The organism is Enterococcus sp. AZ091, assembly GCF_051714805.1.
Taxonomy (GTDB): Bacteria; Bacillota; Bacilli; order Lactobacillales; family Enterococcaceae; genus Enterococcus_D; species Enterococcus_D gallinarum.
Map to the genome: position 1 here is coordinate 846,066 of NZ_JBIOSO010000002.1, position 24,809 is coordinate 870,874.

Sequence of the window (24,809 nt, forward strand, 5' to 3'; positions counted from 1 at the left end):
AGTTCGTGACTGCATGTCGTTTATTTAAAGGACTGCAATGAAAAATGGAACGAACAAATCAATGATGATTCGTTCGTTCCGTGGATTGTGTGGTCTATTTTAGTTGTTCTTCGGAAACATTCTCTAGGTAATCATCAACAGCCTTCAGAGTATCATCTAACGCACCTTTTTCAAAGGGCGAACGTAAGTGAGCTGTTTCGAGAATTTCAAGAAATGTTTGTGTACCGCCGACTTGACAAATGGCCAAATAATCTTGCCAAGCAGTAGGATCTTGGGCTACGATCGAACGATACCAAAATTGAAAGGCACAAACTTGAGCTAACGTATAGTCGATATAATAAAAGGGTGACTCAAAAATATGTCCTTGTCTAAACCAGTAAAGCCCGCGATCCAAATCAGGAAATTCACTGTAGTCACGTTCTGGACAATAGCGGCGTTCCAGGTCTCTCCAACAAGTTTTTCGTTGCTCTGGAGTCCAATCAGGATTTTCGTAGACTTCTTGTTGGAAGTGATCAACTAACACGCCGTAAGGTAGAAATTGTAGACTGCTAGCCAGATGGGCGAACTTGTACTTTGCAGTTTCCTCTTCAAAAAAAGCATCCATCCAAGGCCAAGCGATAAATTCCATTGACATGGAATGAATCTCACAAGACTCGAAATTTGGAAAAAGAATTTCTGGCTCTTTGATCCAACGAGACTGAAACGCTTGAAATGCATGACCAGCTTCATGAGTCAAGACATCTACATCAGCAGCAGTCCCGTTGAAATTCGCAAAAATAAAAGGAGATTGATATTCCTGGATAAAGGTACAGTAACCCCCAGATTGCTTGCCTTTTTTGCTTAAAAGATCCAAGAGCTCATGATCAACCATGAAGTCAAAGAATTCACCTGTTTCTTGAGACAGTTCATGATACATGGTACGGGCTTTCTCCACTAATTCGTTTGCGGTGCCTTTCGGTGTTGCATTTCCGTTCGGATAGACCAATGGCAAATCCGCAAAAGTGGCTTTTGATAGCTGATTACGTTTTGCTTGGCGGGCATACAGCTTTTGAGTGATTGGGACAACTTTTTCTAAAATTTCCTTTCGATAGGTTTCGATCATTTTGCGATCATAATCCCAGCGGTTCATTTGGACATCTGCAAAAGCAACATAATTTTCGAAGCCTAATTTATGGGCGATTTCTGTACGCACTTTGATCAATTCATCATAAATTGTGTCGAATGTCGTTTCATTTTCAGCAAAAAATGCTGTTTGAATGTTTATTGCTTCCAAACGAATTTCACGATTTTTGTGCTCAGTAAAAGGGCGTAGTTGTGCAAGGGTATAGCTGTCTCCTTGGAACTCCAGCTGGGCGGAAGCAATCAATTTGCCATAATCAGAAGTCAGTTGATTCTCTTTTTGGAATAATTCGATCAGTGATTCATCAAATAACTTCACGCGACTTTCAGCAAATAAAAAGAACGTTTCTGGATAGATAGTTTTTAATTCTTCCACTAGCGGTGAAGCGAGTAGACAACGGTAGAAACGAAAATCCAGTGATTCAAAATGAGGCTGGTACTCATTCCAAAATGTATCTTCTGCTTCATAATACGGATCCGTCGTATCAATTGAGTGTCGAATTGAAGCCAAGTTGACTGCCGTGTCGATCGTTCCCCGCAAATAATTCAATTCATCGATGGCTGCTTTCGCAGATTCAAGGTTGGCTGCTTCCTCAAGGTTGTGTAACGCTTCCAAATAATTGTGTTTGTAAGAATCAAAATCTGGTCGTACGTAAGTATAGTCTGAAAATTTCAATTAAATCCCTCCTCTTTAAAAATAATAGCATAAAATAAAAAGAAATAGGTAGTTCCAATAACACGTGTAGTAAGTTTTAAGATAGAATGATAAAATAGAGAGGAACAGTTTGCGAAAAAGAAGCAGCTGAAGAATCAATGGAGATGAAGAGAGGGACTATTATGACAGAAACCGTCAAGGTCAATGAGTTGGCTGAGGCTTTGAACTTAGAGATCGTCCAAGGGGATGAAACAAGTTTGGAACGGACAATCATCACCGGGGATATTTCGCGACCGGGGTTGGAATTGACCGGCTATTTCAATTATTATTCCCATGATCGATTACAACTATTTGGAAGTAAAGAAATTACTTTTGCTGAACGAATGATGCCGGAAGAGCGGTTGATGGTCTTGCGTAAAATGTGTTCAGAAGATACACCTGGATTCATTGTTTCCAGAGGATTGGCTATCCCAGAGGAAATGATCCAAGCTTGTGCAGAGCACAATATCGCAATTTTGCGTTCGCCTATTTCAACTTCACGATTGCTAGGTGAACTTTCGAGCTATTTAGATGGACGATTAGCAGCTCGAACAAGCGTACATGGAGTTTTGGTAGATGTTTATGGATTAGGTGTCTTGATTCAAGGAGATAGTGGCATCGGGAAAAGCGAGACGGCATTAGAGTTGATCAAGCGTGGACACCGGCTGATTGCTGATGATCGAGTAGATGTTTATAAGCAAGATGAACTGACACTGGTGGGAGAACCGCCCAAAATCCTCCAACATCTAATTGAAATTCGCGGAATCGGAATTATCGACGTCATGAACTTATTTGGTGCCAGTGCAGTCAGAGGCTATATGCAAGTGCAGTTGGCAGTTTACCTTGAAGCGTGGGCTAAAGATAAAAAATATGATCGCTTAGGTACGGATGATACAACTGTTCAGATTGGTGAAGTAGATATCCCGCAAATCAAGATTCCAGTAAAAACCGGACGAAATGTCGCCATCATTATTGAAGTTGCAGCCATGAATTTCCGGGCAAAAACAATGGGTTATGATGCGACACAAACGTTTGAGAATCGATTGACACAGTTGATCGAAGAAAATTCTGGAAATTAGAGAGGAACAGTTTATATGTTAGCTTTAGTAAGTCGTGTTGCTTTTGAGTTGTTCGGTCTGCCGATCTATTGGTATGCGATCATTATTGTCTCCGGTGTCATCATTGCGATGTGGTTGAGTACGAGAGAAGCAGTCCGTGTGGGATTGAAGGCCGATGATGTAACGGACTTTATGTTGATTGGCTTGCCAGTTTCAATTATCGGGGGCAGACTGTATTACGTCCTATTTGATTTAGAACCTTATTTGAAAGATCCAATTCAAATTTTCAATACTCGTTCTGGGGGATTGGCAATCTATGGGGCTTTGATCGCTGGAGGAATATGGCTGTATTTCTTTTGCCGACGCAATTTTATTTCACCAGTGACCTTTTTGGATATTGCAGCACCTAGCGTGTTGTTGGCACAAGGAATTGGACGTTGGGGGAATTTCATGAATCATGAAGCTCACGGCGCAGAAGTCAGCCGTTCCTTTCTAGAAAGTCTCCATCTACCTAATTTTATTATTGATAATATGAATATCGATGGAGCTTATCGACAACCAACATTCTTATACGAATCTGTCTGGAATGTTTCAGGTTTTATTGTTTTGGTCTTACTCCGTAAGAAAAAAGGACTTTTAAAAGAAGGCGAAGTCTTCCTAGGGTATCTGATCTGGTACGGTTTTGGACGCTTCTTCATTGAAGGAATGAGAACGGATAGTTTGTACTTGTTTGGACCGATCCGAGTATCGCAAGTCTTATCAGCTGTGTTATTCTTTGGTTCAATCATCGTCTTGATCTGGCGCCGTAAAAAAACAAAAGTAAAAGATTACAACCGTTCCTATGGAGAAAATGAATATGTAATCTAGCAGTTATTTTTCGGCAACTATGGTAAAATGATTGAGTGAAGTTTTATTGTAAATGAACAGAGGAGGTTTCCATCGTGAAACAAAAAATAGCCGTATTAGGCCCTGGCTCTTGGGGGACTGCGCTTGCGCAAGTGTTATCCGAGAATGGTCATGAAGTGAAAATTTGGGGCAACAATCCAGCTCAAATCGATGAAATCAATACGTATCATACGAATCGTCATTATCTGCCGGATTTGAAGCTTCCAGAAAATATTTTAGGTGTTAAGGCTCTTGAAGAAGCGATCATTGATGCAGATGCCATTCTTTTCGTTGTACCGACGAAAGCAATTCGGGCGGTCGCTAAAGAGTTTGCCGAAAAGGCAACCAATCGTCCCGTGATCATCCATGCATCGAAAGGATTAGAGCAAGGAAGTCACAAGAGAATATCTGAAATTTTGGCAGAAGAGATTCCTACAGAGAAACGACAAGATATTGTTGTGCTATCCGGGCCTTCTCATGCAGAAGAGGTGGCTGTCCATGATATTACTACCATTACTGCAGCGAGTGAAAATGAAGAATCAGCAAAATATGTGCAGGAATTGTTCATGAATGACTATTTCCGTATTTATACGAACAATGATGTAATCGGGGTTGAGACTGGTGCAGCATTAAAAAATATTATTGCAATCGGTGCGGGAGCAATTGCTGGCTTAGGCTTTGGAGACGACGCAAAAGCGGCGATCATGACCCGCGGGTTAGCTGAAATCAGCCGACTAGGAGTAGCTATGGGAGCCAATCCATTGACCTTTATCGGTTTGAGTGGTGTCGGTGATTTGATTGTGACTTGTACGAGTGTTCATTCACGAAATTGGCGTGCGGGAAACTTACTTGGTAAAGGACACAGTTTGGATGAAGTATTAGAAAACATGGGAATGATCGTTGAAGGTGTATCGACGACAAAAGCAGCGCGAGAACTGGCAGCAGCTTTAGGTGTTGAAATGCCAATCACCGAAACCATATATTCCGTTCTTTATGAAGGAAAAGCAATTGAACAAGCAGCCAAAGAAATCATGCTGAGAGATGGCAAAGAAGAGAACGAGTTTACGCTTGAAAAGTAACGATAAGGAGAGAGACAAATGAATGTAAAAAAAGCAGTTATTCCAGCAGCAGGATTAGGGACCCGTTTTTTACCGGCAACAAAAGCAATGGCTAAGGAAATGTTGCCGATCGTTGATAAACCAACGATCCAATTTATTGTTGAAGAAGCTTTACAATCAGGGATCGAAGATATTTTGATCGTTACCGGAAAAGCAAAACGCCCAATTGAAGACCATTTCGATGCAAACTTAGAACTAGAAATGAATCTGCAAGAAAAAGGCAAAACTGAATTATTGAAATTGGTCGAAGAAACCACAGATGTTAATCTTCACTTCATTCGTCAATCACATCCTAAAGGGTTAGGGCATGCTGTCCTACAAGCAAGAGCCTTTGTAGGAAATGAGCCCTTCGTGGTAATGCTTGGCGACGACTTGATGGAAGATGAAGTCCCATTAACGAAGCAATTGATCGATGATTACGAAACAACGCATGCTTCAACGATTGCTGTGATGGATGTTCCGCATGAAGACACATCAAAATATGGGATTATTGATCCTGGCATGCAAGTTGATAAAGGATTATACAACGTGAAGAACTTTGTGGAGAAACCTGCTCCAGACAAAGCGCCTAGTGATTTGGCAATTATTGGCCGCTATTTGTTGACCCCAGAAATTTTTGATATCTTAGCTAATCAAAAACCAGGTGCCGGCAATGAGATTCAGTTGACTGATGCTATTGATACGTTGAATAAAACACAACGCGTATTTGCTCGCCAATTTACTGGTAAACGGTATGATGTTGGTGATAAATTTGGTTTCTTGAAGACAAGCATTGAATATGGCTTGAAACACCCAGAAGTCAAAGACAGTCTAAAAGAATACTTGATTGAATTGAGTAAAGAATTAACACCAACTGAAAAAACAGCAACCCAGCCAAAACCAACAAAAGAGAACAAGTAAGAAGAACGCTTGCCGAACAACTGACGATCAATCAAAGTTGTTCGGCATTTTTTTGGTTTTGTATGAAAGCGGATAGATTTTAGTAAAAAAAACAAAATTCGCTAGTCTTTTATTTGTAGAACGCCGTTTGAAATGCTATTCTTAATATAAGTAAAAGGGGAAGGAGACATTTTATGACAGGAGGAGAGATTGCAGCATTGATCGCTGCGATTGCATTCGTCGTACTTGTCGTTTTTGTTGTACGATTATTGATGCAAGTAAGCAAAACGATGACCAAAGTGGATAAAACAGTGGAAGAAGCCAATACCACGATTCGAGTCATCACCCAAGACGTAGATATCCTTTCAAAAGAAGTGGAGGGATTGTTGGTTAAGACCAATGAATTGCTGCAGGATGTAAATGGCAAAGTTGCGACCATTGATCCGCTCTTTACTGCAGTAGCAGATTTAAGTACCAGCGTCTCTGAATTGAATAGTTCAGGAAAGAACTTGGTCTCGCGAGTTGGCAGTTTAGGTCGAACAACGGCTAAAGCAACTGTTGCTGGTAAAGTAGGTCAAACAGCAATGAAATTTTTCAAAGACCGTAACAAACAACAATAAGAGGAGGAATTTCAATGAGTAAAAAAGGTGGATTTCTATTAGGTGCAGTAATTGGTGGGACAGCAGCAGCGGTAGCAGCCCTGTTATTAGCACCCGAGTCAGGTAAAAACTTGCGAAACAAACTAGCCAAACAAGCCGATGATTTATTGGATAAAGCTTCTGATTATGGTGATATGGCTAAAGATAAAAGTACCGATTTAGTGGAGATCGCTAAAGATAAAGCAGCTAAACTTGGCGAACAAGCTTCAGGTTTTACTGATTCATTGACTGCAAAAGTAGATGACTTAAAAGATAATGCAGCTAGTTCTTCTAGCGATACAGTTGAAGAATTAAAAAAACAGGCAGGAGATTTATCTGAGCGCTTCAAAAAATCTGCTGACGAAGTCAAAAATTCTGCTAGTGATCTTCATGAAGACGTCCAAGAAACAGCAGAAGACATTTTTATTGATGCAAAATCTTCCGCTGCAGACATGAAGGAAACGGTAAAAGAAGGGGCAGAAGAGGCCAAACCAATCGTAGATGATGCTGCAAAAGAAACAAAATCAGCAGCAAACGAATTGAAACATGAAGCAAATAAAAAAGCGGCTGATGTAAAAGCAACAACAAAATCAGAAGCCAAAGATGCGAAAGAAGATTTTGAAGAAGTCAAAGAAGAATTAAAAGATAAAATGGAAAAAAATAATCCAGAAGCATAATCTTTCTCTTTTGAAAGTTAAAGGAGCTGCTTTTAATCGGTAGCAAAAAAACATCCAAACGAAGATAAAATGCCGAGCCGTGACAACACGGTTCCTGCGATCAAACAGATCACAGACGCATTTATTTCTAGTTTGGATGTGTTTTTTTTAGCGAAGGCGCACATAGTTAAGCATTTTTGATCTCTTGATCACATAGTGAGTAGATCCAATCAGATAGTTGGGAGAATTGAAAGCCATTTGCTTCAGCTAGTGCTACATTTATCGAATATTCTGGCGTGCCATTGTATTTCCCGGCTTCTCCGGTAGGTGATAAAAGTGGGTCAATGCCAGTTTCTTTTGAGACATAAGCTAAAATTTCTGCCAGTGAGAGGGTACCTTTAGCAGCAGCGTTGACGGGTCCTGTAAAGGAACTGGTTCCTAAAAATGCTAAAAATTTTCCTGCTTCTTTAGAATCGATAAAACTCATTTGATGGGAAAGATTGTCAATAAACATGGCTTTTTTTTGACAAACGAATTGAATATAGAAAGACAACCGTTTGGTATAGTCATCAATTCCCACCACATAAGGAAAGCGGACAAATGCCGAATTTTGTGAGTATTTTTGGCTTAAAATCTCCTCGACACTGCGTTTTCCTTCTGCATAGTTCACTTGTTCTGAGGTCACAAGACGATAAGCATGTGCTGTTGGATCAAAATCTTTTTCGACCAGATTGTCATGGAAAGTTGGATAAACAGACATAGAGCTTGTGACAATATAGCGTTCGGTAGTGACATGACGCATCAAAATATCAATATCATTGGAGGTATAGGCGATATTATCGTAAATCACATCATAAGTTTCTTTTGTCAAAACAGATCGGATACTGTCTTCATCTTCTCTGTCAAAAATCAATCGAGTTACCTTTGGACCAAATGAGTCTGGTGTTTTTCCACGAGTAGCAATCGTTACGTTCGCACCCTGTGTAAGCAGTTCATTGACGAGATGTTTGCCAAAAAAGCGTGTCCCACCTAAAACCAATACATTTTGCGTCATAATCCATCTCCTTTTTTAATTCAATACTAGTAGCTCTTTTGCAGTTTTTGTAAACGGCACACAACCAGTTTCAGTAACATAGATACAATCTTCGATACGAACACCGACTTGTTCAGGAATGTAAATCCCAGGTTCGATGGAAAAACACATGCCTTCTTCAATCACCAAATCATTCCCGGTAATCAATGATGGAAATTCATGAACCGTTGTGCCGATCCCGTGACCCAATCGATGATTGAAGTATTCACCGTATCCATGACTTTCGATGACCCCACGAGCAATTTCATCCAGTTGACCCGCAGTAATGCCTGGTCTAACAGCTGCTTGGGCAGTCAGTTCCGCTTCAAGGACGATATCATAGATATTTCGTTGCAATTCAGTCGGCTCGTGATAGGCAATGGTACGCGTTGCGTCGCTGCAATAGCCATTCCAGATCACACCTAGGTCGAAGAGAACTAGTTCATTTGGTTTGATTTGTTGTTTACCTGGAACCCCATGAGGGCTTGCAGCATTGGCACCTGCTAAGACCGTCGTATCAAAGGACATGTGGGAAACGCCGCGTTTTTTGAGTTGATATTCAATCTCTGCAACGATCTCCATTTCAGAAATACCTTCTTTGACAGCAGAAAAACCAATCTCAAAAGCGACGTCTGCCCAATTACCTGCTTCAAGCAATGTGTCGATTTCCGCTGCTGTTTTGGTTAATTGCATTTTCTGGATCACAGGAGTGATATCAAGTGAAAAATCAGTTCCTGGAAGGAAACCATTCAATGCTTCGAAACGTTCAACAGTCAAATCATTCTTTTCTAGTGCTAATCGTTTGAGGTGATAACGAGATTCTAGCTCTGAACAGATTTTTTTCCAAGGATCTTCACTATCTAAATAACCAATCACATCGTAGGGCCAGCCACTATTTTTAGCTTCTTCAACTTCTAAAGCTGGTGTAAATAGGAAAGGGTCTTTATCAGGTGAAAGAAAGAGTGCTAATACGCGTTCATGAGGTTCACTCTTGAAACCTGAAAAATAGGCAATCGTTGAAGGATTTGAGATATAAGCGACCTCAGCTTGATTGTTGGCTAACCACGTTGTCATTTCTTGTATTTTTTCTTTATTCATGAAAAAACCTTCTTTCAAGTATTCTTTCTCCATTTTAGCACTCTTTACTGGAGAATGCTTGTCCGTAAATATGTAAAATTGACTAAGTTTTCATGAAAGCGGAATTAAAACGGTTGCATATTCGCAAAAAGTTTGCTATTCTATCAAAGAAATGTAAATAAGATTTTCTGAAAACAGAATAAAGGGAGATATATCATGGAAAAACAAACAATTACGATTTATGATGTTGCTCGTGAGGCAAATGTTTCGATGGCGACGGTTTCTCGTGTCGTGAACGGCAATCCAAATGTTAAGCCAGCGACCCGTAAGAAGGTTCTGGAAGTCATTGACCGCTTAGATTATCGTCCAAATGCTGTTGCACGAGGATTGGCTAGCAAAAAAACAACTACAGTCGGTGTAATCATTCCCGATGTCAGCAATATGTTCTTTTCTTCATTGGCTCGTGGGATCGATGACGTAGCAACGATGTACAAATACAACATTATCTTGGCGAATTCCGATGGCGATAGTATGAAGGAAGTAAACGTACTGAACAATCTTTTGGCAAAACAAGTAGACGGTGTGATTTTCATGGGTCATCGGATCACTGATGAAATCCGTGGCGAATTTTCGCGTTCAAAAACACCAGTGGTACTTGCTGGCTCAATCGATCCCGATGAACAAGTGGGGAGCGTGAACATTGATTATACAGCAGCTACGAAAGATGCAGTAAGTTTACTAGCCAAAAACAATCAAAAGATCGCTTTTGTCAGCGGTGCATTGATTGATCCAATCAACGGTCAAAACCGGTTGAAAGGGTATAAAGAAGCGTTAAAAGAAAACAACTTAGACTATTCAGAAGGCTTGATTTTTGAAGCGCCTTATAGCTTTAAAGAAGGCTTGGCATTAGTTGAACGAATCATGAACAGTGGAGCGACAGCGGCATATGTAACAGACGATGAACTTGCTATCGGTGTTCTAGACGGTTTGATTGACCGAGGTGTCAAAGTACCTGAAGAATTTGAAATCATTACAAGCAACAATTCTTTATTGGCAGAAGCTGCCCGTCCACGTTTATCTAGCGTGACACAGCCTTTATATGACATGGGTGCTGTAGCGATGCGTTTACTAACGAAAATGATGAACAAAGAAGAAGTAGAACAAAAAACAATTGTTTTACCCTATGGTATCTCTGAAAAGAGTTCAACGAAATAAGTGAGAAAAAAGAAGAAACCGTTCTTAGGAGCGGTTTTTTTATTTACATATAGATATAAAAAAAGAACAGGAGCAACGATGTGCTTCCCGTTCTTCAGGTAAAACAGATTTTGGCAAATGACTGTGATGACGTAATCAGTCATCCTCTTTCTGCTCGTTTTTCTTTTCTTCCGTTTTTTCTGCTTCTTTTTGATTATTGTTATTGTTCGTGGCGTTTTCTTCTTTATTGGTACTTCTAGAGCCATTGTTCGTGGCTGTATTGGTAGAAGTAGATGTTGTTGTTCGGCTAGGGGCGATTTTCTTCCAATAATCTGCATAATTGGCATTCGATCCGCCAATCCCAAATTCAAAGGATGCTTCTTTGGGACCGCCTTTTGTCCAATACGAAGTGACTGTGTCGCTTGGATTGGTTCTTCTTGTGTTATCTACTGTGACCGTGCCGCCTGGAAGTGTTCCTGTAGCCTTAGACACTTTGACCTTTTTGACATCATCGGATAACTCGAATTTTTTATCTACTCCAAAGACCTTCTGGTCGGATTGATAAATGCGATTGATCAAATAAGCCATGTATTGAGCGGTACGTGTTCCGGCACTACTATCGGTGGCTTTGTTGTCATCACGACCAGACCAGCTACTGATGGTAATGGAAGGAGTTGAGACCACGAGCCAAGAATCGGACCAATTGTTTGTCGAACCTGTTTTACCGACCCAATCGGCATTTCCAAGGTTCCAATCCAGACCGCTAACAACGGATTTAAAGTTAGACGTCTTTTGTTCGTCAATTACACTGCGCATCATGTCATTCATGATTGATGCTGTTGCTTCAGAGAAGACTTGAACTGGTTTTTGTTCATGCTGATACAAGACTTCGCCTTCATTGTTCTTGATCGATTCGATCACATAACCTTCCTGGTAAACGCCTTTGTTTGCTAACGTTTGGAATCCATTGGTCTGAGTTAAAACAGTTACATTGGTGACCCCTAAAGGAGCAGACTCATAAGCCCAACTATTGTCTTCAGGATAGTTCATCTTGCTCAAATAATTCTTATAAGAGAAGAATGGGTCACCTTCTTGCTCCCAAATGTCTTGAAAAATGTTTGTCGCAGCGATATTACTAGAGACTTCTAATGATTCTCGAATCGACATAAAGGTATTGGTTCCCTTATTTGTCGCGTTAACGATTGGTTCATCCGCATTTTCACCAGTGCGCCATTTAGCTGCGTAATCAGAGACCATTGATTCAGAACCCATCAAGCCTTCATCGATGGCAGGACCGTAAACGAGCATTGGCTTAATACTTGATCCAGCTTGTCTTTGGGCATCGAACGCATGATTGAATTGATTTTGCTGATAATCGCGACCACCAATGAACCCAAGCACACGGCCTGTTGCATTATCCATCATGACATTCCCAACTTCAATGGGCGCATCGCCCCAGTTATCCAGCATATAGCCATATTTGGACACAGCGTCTTGCATGGCATTATAGATGTTTTTATCAATGGTAGAGGTAACTGTGTAACCACCATTGACTAATTTTTGTTGTGCTAATTCTAAATATTTCTGATAGGTTTCTTCTTTACTGTATTCTTCTGCGCTAACTTTATCTTCGTCCGCCAATTGTTTAGCGATGATATCTTTGGCTTCATTGAGAACCGTATAATAGAGGAAACTCTGATCGGTCTGCTCAATGGCTTCTTGTTTTTTGAAGTCTTGTTTCAAATCATAAGCCATTGCTTCGTCGTATTCTTTTTTTGAGATGTCATGATTACGATACATACTAAAGAGGACGAAGTCTTTTCGATCTAAACCGGCACTGAGATTTTCTTTGATTTCACCAGTATTCGTGTACGGACTATAGACGATCGGGCTTTGTGGCAATCCAGCAATAAAAGCAGCTTGGGGCAGTGTAAGATCGGCAGCATTGACGCCAAATATTCCTTGGGCCGCTTCTTGCACGCCGGCAATATTTTGCCCTTTATTATTTCTACCAAATGGTGAAATATTTAAGTACATTGTGACTATCTCATCTTTAGAGAAAAACTTTTCGACTTCCATCGCCAAGAGAATCTCATTGGCTTTGCGTTTAAAAGTAGTTTCGCTTGAGAGAATTTGCTGTTTGACTAATTGCTGAGTTAATGTCGATCCACCGCCACCACCAAAGCCAGTTGCTTCAGAGAGGAGGGCACGGACGACCGCTTTAGGAACGACGCCATTATGCTGATTGAAATATTCGTCTTCTGTTGCAATGATCGCTTTTTTGAGATAATCAGAAATTTTATCTGAAGAAACCGATGTACGCATCAGATCTGATCGAATCGTGGCGATTTTACTACCATCCGCATAAGCTAGCTGTGAAGTCTCTGTGATGTCGGTTAATTCTTGCTGCAGTTCTTCTTTTGACGGGGCAGCGGTATCTTCTACTAAAAATGCAAAATAGCCAACACCGATACCTAGTGCGAGTGAACCGCCCAGAATCAAAAAGGAAATTGCGACTAAAAAGAGCGAATGGAGCACGCGCAAGCTGATATTGAAATAAAACCAGCTCTTTTTCGTACTTGGAGATTTTGGTTGTTTTTTCTTATTTTGGGGCAAAAATGGTCACCTCAATGATATTAGAATAGATTCCGTTGTATTATAGCAAAAATCAACGCACTTGGATAGTTTTGCTCGTTATCACAATCAAATTATAACAAATACGGGATTGATCCAAAATGGGATTAAGGCTTTTCTTTAGGCGGATTTTCAGTTAATATGAACAGTGAGTAATGATTTAGGAGGAAAAAAAATGAGTTCAGACTTTTTTGAAGAATTAAAAGGTCGTGGTCTGGTTCATCAGACTACTGACGAAAGTGCATTGATCAAACAATTAAACGAAGAGTCTGTGAAACTATATATTGGGTTTGATCCAACCGCTGATAGTTTGCACATTGGCCATCTTTTACCGATCTTGATGCTGCGCCGTTTCCAACAACGAGGGCATGTTCCTATTGCATTAGTAGGCGGAGGAACAGGGATGATTGGGGATCCATCTTTCAAGGACCAAGAACGGCAATTAAATACATTAGATACCGTCAAGGAATGGTCTCAAAGTATCAAAAATCAATTGTCTCGTTTTATTGACTTTGAGGATCAAACGAATCCAGCAATTTTAGCCAATAATTATGACTGGTTAGGCGAATTAAAATTGATCGATTTCCTACGTGATGTAGGGAAGAACTTTACCATCAACTACATGATGAGCAAAGAAAGCGTAAAACGCCGCATTGAAACGGGAATTTCTTATACCGAATTTGCTTACCAATTGCTGCAAGCCTATGACTTCCTAAATCTTTATGATGAACATGGCTGTCTATTGCAACTTGGAGGCAGTGACCAGTGGGGAAATATCACGTCAGGAATTGAACTGCTACGTCGCGAACGAGAAGTCCAAGGGTTTGGTTTGACGATGCCTTTGATTACTAAGGCAGATGGTACCAAGTTTGGTAAAACTGAGGGGAATGCAGTTTGGCTAGATGCCGACAAAACAACACCTTACGAATTTTATCAGTTTTGGATCAATACGGATGACCGTGACGCTGTGAAATTCTTGAAATACTTCACTTTCTTATCACTTGAAGAAATTGCAGCAATTGAAAAAGAATTCTTAGCTGCACCAGAAACACGAGTTGCCCAAAAAGCGTTGGCCAAAGAAGTGACCACATTAGTTCATGGTGCAAAAGCATATGAGCAAGCTGTTCATATTTCTGAAAGCTTGTTCAATGGGGATGTCAAAGGACTGTCTGCTGACGAAATTGCACAAGGATTCAAAGGGGTCCCAACCTATCAAGTCTCGAATGATGATGAGTTAAACATTGTAGAATTGTTGACTACTTCGAAAATCGAAGCATCGAAACGACAAGCCCGGGAAGATATCCAAAACGGGGCAATCTATGTGAATGGCGAACGCCAACAAGACTTAAATTACGTGATCAACGAAGAAGACCGTATCGGCGGCAAATATGTTGTTATTCGCCGTGGGAAGAAAAAATATTTCTTGTTGACATTTTAGCCAGTTGCTAGAGAGTGAAATGAGTAAAAAGCGAACCGCTGAGTGGGTTCGCTTTTTTTCAAATCAATAGAGGAGGAAACAGATCGTTTATGGGACAATTATTTTTGAATGCCGCTGGTCTCTTTGCAATGATCTTTTTGGGGTATTTTCTTAAACAGCTAAAGGTCCTATCAAAAGCGGATGGATCTATTCTGTCTCGGATGATCCTCAATGTCACTCTGCCAGCAGCAATCATTCTTAATCTTGCCGATATGCAGATCCAAATGGGCGCACTGGCATTAATTTTAATTGCGGTAATCATCACGTTCGTGCAGATTATGACTGCCTTTTTCCTAACCAAAAAAGAGAATGATGTGTTACGTCAGTTTTCGATGTATTGTGGCTCCGGGTTCAATATCGGAAATTTCGCGATTCCTTTTGCACAAAGTTTTTATCCATTAGGAATCCCCTTGATTTCATTGTTTGATATGGGTAACAGTATTATGTTGGCAGGAGGCACCACCATTTTGATTGAGTATCTAATCGGGAAACGGACAGTTTTTGAGCCAGGAAAAATCATTCTTAATTTATTACGATCGCCAACCTTTACTTGCTATTTATTTATGTTGCTGATCCGCAGCTTTGGACTCTCATTACCGCAAGGGGTGATCCAGCTAGTCCAACCTATCGGTAATGCTAATACCTTTCTATCGATGTTCATGATTGGTTTGTTTTTAGATTTTCGTTTACCGAAACATGCTGCTGCAACGGTAGGAAAGATTTTGAGTTTGCGTTATGGAATCGGTTTGCTATTATTTCTCTGCTTTTTCTTTTTACCTCTTCCCGCTTTTTTGAAGCCCGTGTTGTGTTTACTGGTATTTGCTCCAATTCCTTTATTCGGTGTGATCAATTCTGTATTGGCAGGTATGGAGGAAGAGGCAGTCGGCTTTGTGTCTTCTATCAGTTTCTTGATTAGTTTGCCTCTCATGACACTCGTACTGATTTTATTTGGATTGGCTTAATATAGTGGATAAAGTCAAAGAAAACGGCAAGCAAAAAACTAGCGTGAATGAATGTTTTTTCGCATAATAGACAAGACTTATTTTTAGGAGGAAGACAATCAATGTTAATTGGATCACATGTTTCCATGAGTGGGGAAAAAATGTTGCTGGGAGCGGCAGAGGAAGCAGCAAGCTACCAAGCAACTACCTTTATGATTTATACGGGGGCTCCGCAAAATACCCGTCGTAAGAAAATTGAAGAGATGAATATTGCTGCTGGACAAGATTTCATGACGAAAGCAGGCATTTCGAATATTGTTGTCCACGCACCTTATATCATTAATTTGGGAAATACCATCAAACCAGAAAATTTTGGCTTTGCGGTGTCGTTTTTACAAGCGGAGATTCAACGAGCACAGGCATTGGGCGCAACGCAAATCACATTGCATCCAGGAGCTCACGTTGGTGCAGGGCCAGAAGCAGGTATCAAGCAAATCATCAAAGGATTGAACGAAGTCTTGGAAAAAGGGCAAACGGCTCAGATTGCTTTAGAAACGATGGCTGGTAAAGGAACGGAAATCGGACGCAGTTTTGAAGAAATTGCTGCAATTATTGATGGTGTTACGCTGAATGAGAAGCTTTCGGTGACGTTTGATACTTGCCACACCAATGATGCTGGATATAACGTCAAAGAAGATTTTGATGGTGTCTTAAATGAGTTTGATAAGGTCATTGGACTGGATCGTTTAAAAGTAATCCATGTCAATGATTCCAAAAATCCCCAAGGCAGCCATAAAGATCGGCATGCGAATATTGGTTTTGGAACGATTGGTTTTGAAGCATTGAATAAAATCGTCCATCATGAACAATTGAAACAACTCCCAAAAATTTTAGAAACTCCTTATGTTGGAGAAGACAAAAAGAATAAAAAAGCTCCTTATGGTTTTGAAATTGCCATGCTGCAGCAACAAACGTTTGATCCAGACTTGTTGACTAAGATCATGGAGCAATGAACCACATTATCCTATGGCGTAAAAAAAGTCTAACCTAGTTTGGAACTGTTTCGATTATTAAAGAAAGAATGGTTTTAGCAGGAGGAATAGATGGAGTTTGATGAATTGATTACTTTCGCCCAAGCGAAGATTGCACCAAGAAAACTGTCTCCCTGGGCAGAATCCGGCGGTGTTGCAGCAGCCATCCTTACCAGAGAAGGGAACGTTTTTACTGGAGTGTGCATTGACACTAGTTGTTCTATGGGTTTTTGGGCAGAACATGCCGCTGCAGCAGCTATGATCACTGCGGGAGAACATCATATTGCAAAAGTTGTGGCTGTGGACTGGCAGGGGCATCCGATCTCACCTTGTGGTCGTTGCCGCGAGTTTCTCAGTCAGCTGTCTGAAGACAATCTTTCTGCGCAAGTCTTGACGAAGGCGGGCAGTCTGCCGCTTGCTCAGCTTTTACCACTTGATTGGAAAGACGGTCTTGTTTAACAGTAATAAAAAAATCTCAGGAATAAAGCTGTCCCATAACTGCTAGTTCGCATTGTTGGTTCGCTTATCATTTCTGAGATTTTTAATTTTTTATTAGAATTTTTTTGCTGCTTCTGCCACTTTTTCTAGGCCGGCTGCAATGATTTCTTCTGTTTTTGAAGGGTCTGCATTGTGACCTTCAATGATTACTTCATCGCTGATCGTCATGCCAAACATACCACCAAATACTTTTTCCATAAATGTAACAGCACTTTCCATGCCGCTCATTTCACCTGAGTAAACACCGCCACGGGCATTTAACAAGACAACTTCTTTGTCTTTCAATAATTGGTTCATAGATCCATTTTCATTGTAGGAGAAAGTGAAACCGGCTTGGAAAATATAATCGATAAATGTGTGCAATGCCGCAGGAATCGTCAAGTTCCACATAGGAAATGCAAAGACAATCGTATCTGCTGCTGCAAATTTATTCATGACGTCTTGACGGACGGTCATCAATTCTTGTTCTTCTTGGTTTAAATCTTGTTCTTGTGCTAATTTTCCGAATGCTTCGAACAATGTTTGTCCGATATAAGGCATTGGTTGTGCGTAAACATCAAAAGTAACTACATCTACTGCTGTTCGATCTAGATTTTCTACAAAAGTATCGAACATTTTTGCAGATACTCCGTCAGGACGGTTATTTGCTTTTACAACTAAAACATTTTTCATCAATTTTCCACCTTTTAGATATATTTAACATGTCACGAGAAATAGTATACTATAAAATCATTTTGCTTACAATAAATAAGTAGACAATCTTTTTCTGATTTTTTTAAGGAAGTGATCCGTTGCTTTTGGTAAACTAGAAGTACTTCAGGAGGTGCACTGTGAAAATATTTCTAATTGAAGATGACAAGTCATTAGTCAAAATGATTGAAAGTCAGCTGTCTCGCTATGCCTTCGAGACCTTTATTCCGCAGGATTTCGAAAAGATCTTGGAAGAATTTCATAGAATAGAGCCAGATTTGATTTTGTTAGATGTTAATTTACCTTTTTTTGATGGTTTTTATTGGTGTCAAAAAATCCGCGAGCAATCCTTGGTACCCATTTTGTTTATTTCGGCTCGTGACGGTAATATGGATCAAGTGATGGCACTTGAGTATGGAGCAGATGATTTTCTGATCAAACCGTTTTCTTATGAATTACTCTTAGCAAAAATAAAAAGTCATATTCGGCGAGTATATGGAGACTATGCACAGAGCAATCGTGCTCGCCAACTAAAAGCTGGGGAATTGATTTATTATCCTGAGGCTTTAAAGATGAATTATCTAGAAAAGGAAGAAGTGTTAACTGTTCGTGAAGGAGAATTGCTTACTTTATTAATGATGGCTTATCCAGAAATGGTCTCCAGAGAACAGATCTTGAATAAATTATGGGACGATGAACGTTTTGTAGATGATAACACATTGTCAGTAAATGTTGGTCGTCTGCGAAAAAAATGGTAAGTCTCGGTCTTGATGAACCAATCCAAACGATTCGTGGAAAGGGTTATGCTCTTTTTATTGCAGGGAGACCAGAATGAAAGAATACTTGAAAGTTCAATTACCAGCAATTGCTTTATTTGGGATGTCGATTGCTTTGATCCTTTTGCTCGTTTGGTTAGATGGGTATCGCAATGGTTTTGTGATCGGCTATGGCTTACTATTAGTGGGCTTGTTAGCGATAGGAGTTTTCACGATTGATTATCTAGCCAATCGCAGTTTCTACCACTATCTAAAAACAGGATTATCTGGAAGAAGCGCTGGTTACTTAGCTAGAAGAGTCAAAAAGCTTTTAGATGACGACCATCATCATGTACAAGAGCAACTAGCAGCGATTGATGCTCATCATCAAACCCATATCAAATTTATGAATATCTGGGTCCATCAAATGAAAACACCAGTCTCAGTCCTAGAACTGATGGCAGAGAGTAGTCAAATTGACCCTTACGATCTTTTAGCAGAGACGGATCGTTTGAAAAGCGGATTAGCCACAGCATTGAATTTTGTTCGTCTGGAAGATTTTGAAGAAGACTTTTTGATTGAATCAACCTCCTTATTAGCATTGATCAAGCAAAGCATCGGTGAACAGAAGCGCAATTTCATCCGGCATGAAATTTATCCGAAAATTAAGGATGAGACTGATTTTTGGATAACAACAGACAAAAAATGGTTGCAGATTCTACTTTTTCAATTGATCAGTAATGCCATCAAATACTCGAATCCGAAAGCAACAGTCACTTTTGCATTAGATGATGCGAACAGAAGTCTGACGATTACAGATACAGGTTGTGGCATTTCAGCGGCAGATTTGCCACGGGTGTTCCGACCTTTTTATACCGGTGACAATGGACGGCAGCGGGGAGAAGCTACCGGTATGGGACTCTATTTAGTCTCTCTCATTAGTCAAAAACTCTCGATTACGGTTACGATTGCTTCTGAAGTCGGTCAAGGGACTGTCCTGCAATTAAAATTTCCCGAGAGCTAACGAAACTTACAAAATTGTAAGTTATCTTTCAAACAATCGATAAGTTTGTTTCAGAAAACCTGTTACACTGACAGGAAAGGAGTGAGTGCTATGGCTTTACTAGAGTTGAAAAATATCACTAAAACGTATACTGGTGAAGTATCTGTGGAAGTGTTGAAACAAATTGATCTCAAAGTGCCTGCCGGAGAATTTATTAGCATTATGGGTCCTTCTGGCAGTGGTAAAACCACCATGCTGAATTTAGTTGCGACTCTGGATCAACCAACATCCGGCTCGGTCATCATCAATGGCGCCCAACCGCTGACATTGCCAAAACAACAGCTTGCTGAGTTTAGACGCCGACAGTTAGGTTTCGTGTTTCAAAATTATAACTTATTGTCTCCACTAAATGTGGCAGAGAATGTTATGCTGCCCTTAACATTGGATCGAGTACCGGTTGATGAGATGAAACGGCGCTGTGAAGCGCTTTTGACAGAGTTAGGAATCAATGACAAAAGAAAAAAACGGATCTATCAGTTGTCCGGTGGAGAACAGCAGCGTGTTGCGATTGCTCGAGCGCTGATACATCAGCCAGAACTGTTGCTTGCGGATGAGCCGACAGGTAATCTAGATTCTAAAGCAGCCCGTGATGTCATGGAAATTTTGAGCCGAATGAACAAACAGCGACAAGTGACAACGATGATGGTTACCCATGATCCCTATTCCGCAAGTTTCTCTGATCGTGTTGTTTTCATCAAAGACGGCAAACTTTACAATGAGGCCTATCGCGGAAGTGATCAGCAACAATTTTACCAAAAAATTCTTGATGTTCTTGCACATCTAGGAGGTCGCCGTCATGAATTTCAGACAGTTGATCATTCGTAATTTAAGAGGTAACTTCCGCACCTATGCTGCTTATTTCGTAAGCAGTACATTTGCTGCCATGGTTTTTTATATATTTAGTCTGCTTTTGCTCCATCCGCAACTAAAAGAAAACTTGTCAGCGAGCGATACCATTTCCAGTCTAGCTAAGATGGGATTAGCGGTTGCTTTAGTAGTAATTGCATTTTTATCTTTGATGTTTCTTTGGTACACCTTTGTTGTTTTCTTAAAACGTCGCAAACGCGATCTCGCGATCTATCTCATTTTAGGGATTGAAGAGAAGGATTTGCGAAGGATTCTATTTATTGAAAATGCGCTATTAGGATCGCTGGCCACCTTTCTAGGGGTTGGCTTAGGAATTTTGGGAACAAAGCTATTATTGCTTGTTGCTCAGAATGTGATGCATCTCAATCGCGGATTGTCTTTTATGGTTCCATTGACTAGTTTGGGATTAACAATCGGCGTGTATCTTTTGATGTTCCTGTTGATCTCATTTTTTAGTACGCGTGCTTTACAAGGGGAAAAGATCATATCATTGATCAAAGAAAACGAGAAGCCCAGGCCGGAGCCTGTGAGTCGTCGGATCTATGCATTCCTTGGGGTGCTTTTGCTCTTTGTCGGCTACGGATGTGTGTTTTATTTTTCTTTCAAAGCTGACGGTTTTTTGATTCTTTTATTAGGCGTTTTGTTGACGGTAGCAGGCACGATCTTGTCCTTCTATCAGTTTAGTGTTTACTTATTGAAACAACTTAAAAGAAGTCCTTCTTTTTTACAAGGAACACGCTTGTTAACGATTAGTGAATGGATTTTTCGTATGCGGGACAATGCGGCAATGTACAGTCTGATCGCCATTAGTACATCAGTGGCTTTTGTAGGAATAGCAGTAATGATGGCGATTGGCAACACTTCGTTTTCTTCGATTCAAGGAATTAGTGTAGCGTATGTTTTTTCGGAATGCGAAAAAGATGAAATAGGTAAAACGAAGGCTTTTGAAGTGAAAGAAAAATTGGAAGCGCAAGGCTATCATCCGGTTATGGAACAAGTGGATCTCATTGAGACCTACACAAATCTTGAAAATCCAGCGATTGCTACTGATCCATATTACATGAACAATGCATTTTCATTGATGCGAGAAAGTGATTATCGCAAATTGATGAGCCAAATCGGAGAAAAAGCTGAACCTGTTATGGATGATCAAGTGCTTGAACTTAGTAGCAATTATTCAAGACGTAAAGAACTGTTGTCGGTTGACCAAAGCCAACGACAACATGTGTATCCGCTGGAAATTGGCGGAGATAGCGATTTTCAGCAAGATATGACGATCGTTCATAGTCCCTCAATGCTTTCGTTGAACTATTTTGGCCTTGGTGTTGTAACTGATCAAACTTTTGAGAAGTGGCAAAAAGAAATTGGTGATTCTGAAGATTCGGGAGGATTTGTTTGGTTAGATTACCCCGAGTGGGCAGACGATTCTACGTTAATTGATGGTATCAATCAGCAAATCGATCAAGAAAATAAAGAAACAGATGAAAAAGTATCCGCTATCTACGATGAATTAGGAGCAGACAAAGTCAACGAGATGTCCGATGAAGAGTGGTCAAAAGCACTTGAAGGCATTCCGTCTCATATTGGTTATCAATCAAAATACAAAGTTTTCCAGGAAACACGTCAAGGCAATGGTCTCATTTTAATGATCACTGTTTTACTGGGCTCCGTTTTCTTTATTTTCTCTGCATCAATCATCTATTTCCGCCTGTTTGCGGATCTTGACAAGGACGGCGCTTACCATCGCTCCTTGCATGTGCTTGGTGTTTCACCAAAAGAACGGCATAAAATTCTGCGTCATCAGCTACAAGTTATGTATTTTTTGCCAACTATCGTGGCAATGATTCATTTTGCTGTTGCGATGACCGCACTGCGTTTATTAGTTGAATTGCCCGTTTGGCAGTTCTATGGTGAAATCGTAGGTATTTACTTATTGTTCCAAGTTATTTTTTATATTTGTTGTCAACTACGTTATAATCAACAAATTGATCGCTATGCAGATCCAACAGAATAATCAGTCAGTCTTTTTCCAAAACCTATCGCTTTGTTTGAGTGATAGGTTTTTTTCTGTGCAAAGCAGATGATTAATTTGAAAGTGAAGCCCTGCCTTGTGATATAACTCGCACAGTTCGTATGATTTGCTTCTGAATTTTCCATAAATTATACTGACGGTGACCTATTAACTATCAGGGAGGGATCACATGCTTTCAAAGATTGCAAAAGTACTTGTTGCTCTGTTGCTAACTATCCCCATTTTTACCGGTATGGAAATCGTATATGGAGAGACGGATGTGGGGGCAAACTTAATCACTGATGTATCCGTTGTCAATAGTCAGAATCAAGAAGTGACGACTTTAGATGAAGACGAATCTTTCAAAATTGATCTCAAATGGAGTCTCGAAGGATTAGGTGACTTAAAGGCCGGGGACAAAGCGACGATTATCCTCCCAGTAGAGATTGAAGGTGTCAATAATAGCTATGAACTGTATGATGAGAACGGTCATTTAGTAGTAAATGTCACCCAAGTTGGGAATCAGCTTACTTTTGTATTTACTGAGTTTGTTGAGCAGAACAACAATGTGCATGGAGACTTTTACTTTTGGACAAAATTTAGTGAAGACATTACTGTCGATCAGATCAATCAACTCGATTTTGAAACAGTTAATGGAATTAAGACAATTCCTTTATTTATTCGAGGGGTTGAGGATACTGGAACAGGTGCATTACTTACGAAACAAGGGCTGTATCTAGGCACACAAGAACCCAAACGAACGATTGATTGGCGTATTTATATCAATTCTTATGATACGAATAAGGTTTCAATTAAAAATGGGAGATTCATTGATACTCTTGGACCCCATCAAGCATTGATCAGCACCATGGCACGAGTGGTGTATGGTCCAAGCGTAACTAATCCCACTTATGTTGACCAAGTCCCAATTATGCTTAATTCAGACGGCACTTTTGAAATTTCTTTGCGGGATACTAGTGAGAGAATCTATATCACCTATAAAACAGAAACTGATGGGTCTTTGGAGCAATATACAAACAAGGGAACCATTCAAGCATTGATCAATGATTCAGCAGCAGTCCACACAACTACTGGCTACACGCCGAAATATGGAGGCGGGGGCAGTGGTACCGGAGAAACGAGCACTTCAAGCGAAAGCACGACCGCAAGCAGTGAGAGTACAACAAGTAGCACAAGTAGCGAAAGTACGACCACAAGCAGTGAGAGTACAACAAGTAGCACAAGTAGTGAAAGCACGACCGCAAGCAGTGAAAGCAGTGAAAGTACAACAAGTAGCACAAGTAGTGAAAGTACGACCGCGAGCAGTGAAAGCAGTGAGAGTACAACAAGTAGCACAAGTAGTGAAAGCAGTGAGAGTACAACCAATAGTACAAGTAGCGAGAGTGCGACTTCCAACAGTAACGGTAATAGCGTGGACAACTCTTCATTATCCGCTCCTAAAGTAAGTCAGAGTGGGGCACCGCCAAAGAATGGAGGGAATCCTCAATTACCGCAAACCGGAATGACCAATGATAAATGGATGATTCTCGGGGGCATGCTTTTGATTTCTTACGTTATCTATAAACGAAAATAAAAAGAAAAAATGAATTGGAGATTGGATGAACGTGTGAATGTATCGTTTCAAATCTAATATCCTTACAGATTTAAAAGGCTGAACATAAGAAGAGACAAAATATTGATCTAGTTAGTGGTAGTTTGCTGCTGGATTTTTCGAAGAATTCACTGCGACTTTTTGTCTTTCTTGTGTCAGTCTTTTTTGGTTGTTTTCTGAAAAATGCCAATTTCCACCTGATTCTGTCTTTTTTTTGGCGCGTGGTTACCTAAAAAAACTACTATAATCTCATTATCAAGTTAACCTGAAATAGATTTAGGAAGTGAGGCAAATGAATAAAATCCCCTTGTTGATTGCTTTTTTTATTATTTTATTTATTGTTTTCTTTAAAATAGATAGTTTGGCAAATGAACGAGCTCCCAGTAAACTATCTTTGACTTTACGAACGAACCGTATCATTTATGATGAGCAGTCAAAGTGGATCACGATACCTATTCGTCCGAATAAAACACGATCAGCCAAATCGGTTCGAGCAGTGTTAACTTATGGTTGGGATGGTAAGGGTACTGAGAATAAGGTCATTGGTGAAACGACTTTAACGAATGTAGAATGGGTTTCCGGTATTGAGAATTTTTTAAGAATTCGTGGAGATTTACCAATGTCTGAGATCAAGTGTAAAAACAAAGTGGATTTAGTGATTGTTTACGATGGTGACGTTACAATTATAGAGAATTTAAAGCCAAGTAAATGGATTATTGTTGATCTACCGTCTTCTTCTGAGAGTTCCAGCATTGACACTAGTATACTTAAAGAGACGAGCAATCCCAATAGTCTTTCCTCATACGATAATAATGATGAAAATTAATTGTGGCAGGACAA

Annotated in this window: 21 protein-coding genes and 1 pseudogene; 17 read left to right on the forward strand and 5 right to left on the reverse strand. The window is 40.2% G+C overall.

The window, feature by feature from the left end; all coding sequences use genetic code 11:
- Positions 1-94 precede the first annotated feature (94 nt).
- Positions 95-1,795: a M3 family oligoendopeptidase gene (locus IGJ28_RS16400; protein ID WP_103299684.1), complete on the reverse strand. Its 1,701-nt coding sequence runs from the start codon at positions 1,793-1,795 to the stop codon at positions 95-97.
- 161 nt (positions 1,796-1,956) lie between these two features.
- On the opposite strand from IGJ28_RS16400, the gene hprK reads away from it, so the two are divergent.
- The 6 genes from hprK (at position 1,957) to IGJ28_RS16430 (ending at position 7,068) form a co-directional block, all read left to right on the forward strand.
- A complete protein-coding gene (gene hprK / locus IGJ28_RS16405; protein WP_003126230.1) occupies positions 1,957-2,892 on the forward strand; it encodes an HPr(Ser) kinase/phosphatase in 936 nt (311 codons plus the stop codon).
- Positions 2,893-2,907: 15 nt separating this feature from the next.
- The gene (gene lgt, locus IGJ28_RS16410) at positions 2,908-3,738 is read left to right on the forward strand and encodes a prolipoprotein diacylglyceryl transferase (protein ID WP_252711423.1); all 831 of its coding nucleotides are present in this window, start codon (positions 2,908-2,910) and stop codon (positions 3,736-3,738) included.
- Positions 3,739-3,812: 74 nt separating this feature from the next.
- Positions 3,813-4,835: an NAD(P)H-dependent glycerol-3-phosphate dehydrogenase gene (locus IGJ28_RS16415; protein WP_003126232.1), complete on the forward strand. Its 1,023-nt coding sequence runs from the start codon at positions 3,813-3,815 to the stop codon at positions 4,833-4,835.
- An 18-nt stretch (positions 4,836-4,853) separates the two neighbouring features.
- On the forward strand, positions 4,854-5,774 hold the full coding sequence (gene galU / locus IGJ28_RS16420; RefSeq protein ID WP_003126234.1) for a UTP--glucose-1-phosphate uridylyltransferase GalU: 921 nt from the start codon (positions 4,854-4,856) through the stop codon (positions 5,772-5,774).
- Between the two features lie 173 nt (positions 5,775-5,947).
- A complete protein-coding gene (locus IGJ28_RS16425; RefSeq protein WP_003126235.1) occupies positions 5,948-6,373 on the forward strand; it encodes a DUF948 domain-containing protein in 426 nt (141 codons plus the stop codon).
- Positions 6,374-6,387: 14 nt separating this feature from the next.
- Positions 6,388-7,068, forward strand: a complete 681-nt coding sequence (locus IGJ28_RS16430; RefSeq protein ID WP_003126236.1) for a YtxH domain-containing protein — start codon at positions 6,388-6,390, stop codon at positions 7,066-7,068.
- Between the two features lie 166 nt (positions 7,069-7,234).
- On the opposite strand, the gene IGJ28_RS16435 is transcribed toward IGJ28_RS16430, so the two are convergent.
- Together IGJ28_RS16435 and IGJ28_RS16440 are read right to left on the reverse strand one after the other, a co-directional pair.
- Positions 7,235-8,101, reverse strand: a complete 867-nt coding sequence (locus IGJ28_RS16435) for an NAD-dependent epimerase/dehydratase family protein (protein ID WP_252711422.1) — start codon at positions 8,099-8,101, stop codon at positions 7,235-7,237.
- Between the two features lie 15 nt (positions 8,102-8,116).
- Entirely contained in the window at positions 8,117-9,217 is a 1,101-nt protein-coding gene (locus tag IGJ28_RS16440) for an aminopeptidase P family protein (protein WP_252711421.1), read from the reverse strand.
- Between the two features lie 195 nt (positions 9,218-9,412).
- Here IGJ28_RS16440 and ccpA point away from each other — a divergent pair, with 195 nt between their 5' ends.
- On the forward strand, positions 9,413-10,411 hold the full coding sequence (gene ccpA / locus IGJ28_RS16445) for a catabolite control protein A (RefSeq protein WP_060815299.1): 999 nt from the start codon (positions 9,413-9,415) through the stop codon (positions 10,409-10,411).
- Between the two features lie 135 nt (positions 10,412-10,546).
- On the opposite strand, the gene IGJ28_RS16450 is transcribed toward ccpA, so the two are convergent.
- The gene (locus tag IGJ28_RS16450; RefSeq protein ID WP_113849580.1) at positions 10,547-13,006 is read right to left on the reverse strand and encodes a transglycosylase domain-containing protein; all 2,460 of its coding nucleotides are present in this window, start codon (positions 13,004-13,006) and stop codon (positions 10,547-10,549) included.
- A gap of 193 nt (positions 13,007-13,199) precedes the next feature.
- Here IGJ28_RS16450 and tyrS point away from each other — a divergent pair, with 193 nt between their 5' ends.
- The 4 genes from tyrS (at position 13,200) to IGJ28_RS16470 (ending at position 16,932) form a co-directional block, all read left to right on the forward strand.
- Complete coding sequence (tyrS, locus tag IGJ28_RS16455; RefSeq protein ID WP_195957150.1) at positions 13,200-14,462, forward strand: tyrosine--tRNA ligase; 1,263 nt, start codon at positions 13,200-13,202, stop codon at positions 14,460-14,462.
- Positions 14,463-14,551: 89 nt separating this feature from the next.
- Positions 14,552-15,463, forward strand: coding sequence for an AEC family transporter (locus IGJ28_RS16460; RefSeq protein ID WP_252711420.1), 912 nt, complete (start codon positions 14,552-14,554; stop codon positions 15,461-15,463).
- Between the two features lie 101 nt (positions 15,464-15,564).
- Entirely contained in the window at positions 15,565-16,455 is an 891-nt protein-coding gene (locus IGJ28_RS16465) for a deoxyribonuclease IV (RefSeq protein WP_252711419.1), read from the forward strand.
- Positions 16,456-16,545: 90 nt separating this feature from the next.
- Positions 16,546-16,932 (forward strand): cytidine deaminase family protein, encoded by a 387-nt coding sequence (locus IGJ28_RS16470; protein WP_252711418.1) that lies wholly within the window; start codon positions 16,546-16,548, stop codon positions 16,930-16,932.
- A gap of 93 nt (positions 16,933-17,025) precedes the next feature.
- Here IGJ28_RS16470 and IGJ28_RS16475 read toward each other — a convergent pair whose 3' ends face one another.
- The gene (locus tag IGJ28_RS16475) at positions 17,026-17,643 is read right to left on the reverse strand and encodes an FMN-dependent NADH-azoreductase (protein ID WP_252711417.1); all 618 of its coding nucleotides are present in this window, start codon (positions 17,641-17,643) and stop codon (positions 17,026-17,028) included.
- Between the two features lie 158 nt (positions 17,644-17,801).
- On the opposite strand from IGJ28_RS16475, the pseudogene IGJ28_RS16480 reads away from it, so the two are divergent.
- From IGJ28_RS16480 to IGJ28_RS16505, 6 genes and pseudogenes are all read left to right on the forward strand, one after another.
- Positions 17,802-18,496 (forward strand): annotated as a pseudogene (locus IGJ28_RS16480) (response regulator transcription factor).
- The gene (locus IGJ28_RS16485; protein WP_003126249.1) at positions 18,493-19,440 is read left to right on the forward strand and encodes a sensor histidine kinase; all 948 of its coding nucleotides are present in this window, start codon (positions 18,493-18,495) and stop codon (positions 19,438-19,440) included. Before IGJ28_RS16480 ends, IGJ28_RS16485 begins: the two are co-directional and overlap by 4 nt.
- Before the next feature lie 90 nt (positions 19,441-19,530).
- Entirely contained in the window at positions 19,531-20,304 is a 774-nt protein-coding gene (locus tag IGJ28_RS16490; protein WP_003126250.1) for an ABC transporter ATP-binding protein, read from the forward strand.
- A complete protein-coding gene (locus IGJ28_RS16495; protein WP_252711416.1) occupies positions 20,276-22,360 on the forward strand; it encodes an FtsX-like permease family protein in 2,085 nt (694 codons plus the stop codon). The genes IGJ28_RS16490 and IGJ28_RS16495 overlap by 29 nt, the downstream gene beginning before the upstream one ends.
- A gap of 187 nt (positions 22,361-22,547) precedes the next feature.
- A complete protein-coding gene (locus tag IGJ28_RS16500) occupies positions 22,548-23,951 on the forward strand; it encodes an LPXTG cell wall anchor domain-containing protein (protein WP_252711415.1) in 1,404 nt (467 codons plus the stop codon).
- Between the two features lie 310 nt (positions 23,952-24,261).
- Complete coding sequence (locus tag IGJ28_RS16505) at positions 24,262-24,795, forward strand: adhesin (protein ID WP_252711414.1); 534 nt, start codon at positions 24,262-24,264, stop codon at positions 24,793-24,795.
- Positions 24,796-24,809 lie beyond the last annotated feature (14 nt).

What these genes read in the sequence shown, in the direction of transcription:
- hprK (WP_003126230.1), top strand. Translation starts at nt 1,957, where the DNA reads ATGACAGAAACCGTCAAGGTCAATGAGTTGGCTGAGGCTTTGAACTTA.
- lgt (WP_252711423.1), top strand. Translation starts at nt 2,908, where the DNA reads ATGTTAGCTTTAGTAAGTCGTGTTGCTTTTGAGTTGTTCGGTCTGCCG.
- galU (WP_003126234.1), top strand. Translation starts at nt 4,854, where the DNA reads ATGAATGTAAAAAAAGCAGTTATTCCAGCAGCAGGATTAGGGACCCGT.
- IGJ28_RS16425 (WP_003126235.1), top strand. Translation starts at nt 5,948, where the DNA reads ATGACAGGAGGAGAGATTGCAGCATTGATCGCTGCGATTGCATTCGTC.
- IGJ28_RS16430 (WP_003126236.1), top strand. Translation starts at nt 6,388, where the DNA reads ATGAGTAAAAAAGGTGGATTTCTATTAGGTGCAGTAATTGGTGGGACA.
- IGJ28_RS16435 (WP_252711422.1), bottom strand. Translation starts at nt 8,101, where the DNA reads ATGACGCAAAATGTATTGGTTTTAGGTGGGACACGCTTTTTTGGCAAA.
- IGJ28_RS16440 (WP_252711421.1), bottom strand. Translation starts at nt 9,217, where the DNA reads ATGAATAAAGAAAAAATACAAGAAATGACAACGTGGTTAGCCAACAAT.
- ccpA (WP_060815299.1), top strand. Translation starts at nt 9,413, where the DNA reads ATGGAAAAACAAACAATTACGATTTATGATGTTGCTCGTGAGGCAAAT.
- tyrS (WP_195957150.1), top strand. Translation starts at nt 13,200, where the DNA reads ATGAGTTCAGACTTTTTTGAAGAATTAAAAGGTCGTGGTCTGGTTCAT.
- IGJ28_RS16460 (WP_252711420.1), top strand. Translation starts at nt 14,552, where the DNA reads ATGGGACAATTATTTTTGAATGCCGCTGGTCTCTTTGCAATGATCTTT.
- IGJ28_RS16465 (WP_252711419.1), top strand. Translation starts at nt 15,565, where the DNA reads ATGTTAATTGGATCACATGTTTCCATGAGTGGGGAAAAAATGTTGCTG.
- IGJ28_RS16470 (WP_252711418.1), top strand. Translation starts at nt 16,546, where the DNA reads ATGGAGTTTGATGAATTGATTACTTTCGCCCAAGCGAAGATTGCACCA.
- IGJ28_RS16475 (WP_252711417.1), bottom strand. Translation starts at nt 17,643, where the DNA reads ATGAAAAATGTTTTAGTTGTAAAAGCAAATAACCGTCCTGACGGAGTA.
- IGJ28_RS16485 (WP_003126249.1), top strand. Translation starts at nt 18,493, where the DNA reads ATGAAAGAATACTTGAAAGTTCAATTACCAGCAATTGCTTTATTTGGG.
- IGJ28_RS16490 (WP_003126250.1), top strand. Translation starts at nt 19,531, where the DNA reads ATGGCTTTACTAGAGTTGAAAAATATCACTAAAACGTATACTGGTGAA.
- IGJ28_RS16495 (WP_252711416.1), top strand. Translation starts at nt 20,276, where the DNA reads ATGAATTTCAGACAGTTGATCATTCGTAATTTAAGAGGTAACTTCCGC.
- IGJ28_RS16500 (WP_252711415.1), top strand. Translation starts at nt 22,548, where the DNA reads ATGCTTTCAAAGATTGCAAAAGTACTTGTTGCTCTGTTGCTAACTATC.
- IGJ28_RS16505 (WP_252711414.1), top strand. Translation starts at nt 24,262, where the DNA reads ATGAATAAAATCCCCTTGTTGATTGCTTTTTTTATTATTTTATTTATT.